The sequence below is a fragment of the Sphingomonas sp. FUKUSWIS1 genome, from assembly GCF_000733135.1.
GTDB lineage: Bacteria > Pseudomonadota > Alphaproteobacteria > Sphingomonadales > Sphingomonadaceae > Sphingomonas > Sphingomonas aerolata.
The window spans coordinates 1-1816 of record NZ_JPJC01000283.1 but is presented as its reverse complement, the minus strand read 5'-3'; the positions used below and the strand labels follow the sequence as shown (position 1 = coordinate 1816).

General features: G+C 67.7%; 1 protein-coding gene and 1 pseudogene. Both read right to left on the bottom strand.

Annotated features, from left to right (window positions below; genetic code table 11):
- On the bottom strand, positions 1-1267 hold a 1267-nt coding region (locus sphsw_RS18050), incomplete at its 3' end, for a M16 family metallopeptidase (RefSeq protein ID WP_031441834.1).
- 158 nt (positions 1268-1425) lie between these two features.
- Positions 1426-1816, bottom strand: a pseudogene (locus tag sphsw_RS20030) (hypothetical protein); the annotation flags it as partial.

Genomic DNA, 1816 nt, shown 5'->3' with positions numbered 1-1816 from the left:
GCTCCTTCTTGTAGTGGCCCGGGTCGTTCGCATAAAGCGCGCCGCCCGCCAGCGCGACCGCCTTGCCGCCGAACCCGCCGACCGATTCATAGCCGCGGATCCGACCCGCGACCGCCTGGGTCTGGACGCGCTGGATCTCGTCCGCGGTCGGTCCGGTCTTCAGGAAGTCGGCAAGGATCTCGTCGAGCCGCTTCGACACCACCGCGGGATCGACGCCCGGCCGCACGATCGCGCGGATCGTGAACATGCCGATCTGCGCCATGTCGCTATAGCCGGCGGACACATTGACCGCGAGCTTCTCCTTGCGGACCAATGCATTGTCGAGCCGCGACGAAGCGAGCCCACCCAGCACCGTACCGCCGACGTCGAGCGCCGCGGCATCGGGATCGAGCATCCCCGGCACCGCCCAGTTCTTGCTGATCATCACCGCTGCGACACGGTCCTTCATCACCTCGTTCACCGGCGCGGCGAGCGTCGGCACGGTGACGGTCGGCAGGACCGACTTTGGGCCCGTCTTGATATCGCCGAAATATTTCTCGACCAGCGGCTTTGCGGTCGCCGCATCGACATCGCCCGCGAGCACCAGCACCGCATTGTTGGGGCCGTAATGCGAGCGGAACCAGTCCTTCACATCGGCAAGGCTGGCGCGGTCGAGATCCGCCATCGACCCGATCGGGGTGTGGCCATAGGGCGTGTCCGCGGGGAACAGCCCGCCGAACAGCTTGTACTGGACGAGGCCGTATGGCTGGTTGTCGCCCTGGCGCTTCTCGTTCTGGACGACGCCGCGCTGCTCGTCGAGCACGCCCTGCGTGATCGCGCCGGTCAGATGCCCCATCCGGTCGCTCTCGAGGAACAGCGCGCGCTCGAGCGCAGCGGCGGGGACCGTCTCGAAATAGTTGGTCCGGTCGAACGAGGTCGTGCCGTTAAAGTCGGTCGCCCCGACCTCCTTCAGCGGCGCGAAGAAATCGCCCGGCGCATTCTCGCTGCCGTTGAACATCAGATGCTCGAACAGATGCGCAAAGCCCGTGCGGCCCTGCGGCTCGTGCTTCGACCCGACGTCATACCAGACCGACACCGCGACGACCGGCGCCTTGCGGTCGGTGTGCACGATCACGCGCAACCCGTTCTTCAGCGTGAACTGCTGATAGGGAATATCGACCGAGGTGACGAGCGTGGCGACCGGTGCAGGCTTTGCGACCTGCGCGCCAACCGGCGCGACAAGCGCGGCGGTGGCGACGCCAGCTAGGGCCAAGAGCTTCAACGACATGGATTTTCCCCCGGGATACGACGACTGTTATACCAAGGTATAACAGTGGATTGCCGCCCCGCAAGCTGCCGCCTTCGCGGTTGGCGTGGATCTCGATCGATCCTTGGCGTCACGACCTGCGCCGCCCGCCCGTACCATTGCCGGATCCGCTCCCGTGGCTAGCGCAGCAGCCCCGCAGCGCGGAGCGCACCGTTGATCATGTCGCCGACCTGCGATCGGCCCGGACTGTGGCTCCATGGGTGCGGACGCGGCGATGCGGGCTTCGGCTTCGCGCGGGTCGCCGCCGCGCGCGCCGATGGGCGCTCGATCAGCCCGAAGAACGCGGCGCTGTGCAACGTCGACGAGATCCCCGCCTCCAGCATGTGCGGACCCGGCTGGCCGAGGCCGTCGGCGCCCGTCGTGGCCAGCGGTGTGCCATGGCCCAGCCCGCGGATCCGATACTCCTCGACCGCGGCACGGCCCTGCGCGTCGCGCCAGAGGCGATGGGCATGGCCTTCAACCTGTTCGACCTCGTCGGGTGCGTAGGCGAGCCCGTGCACGCCGCGCCAC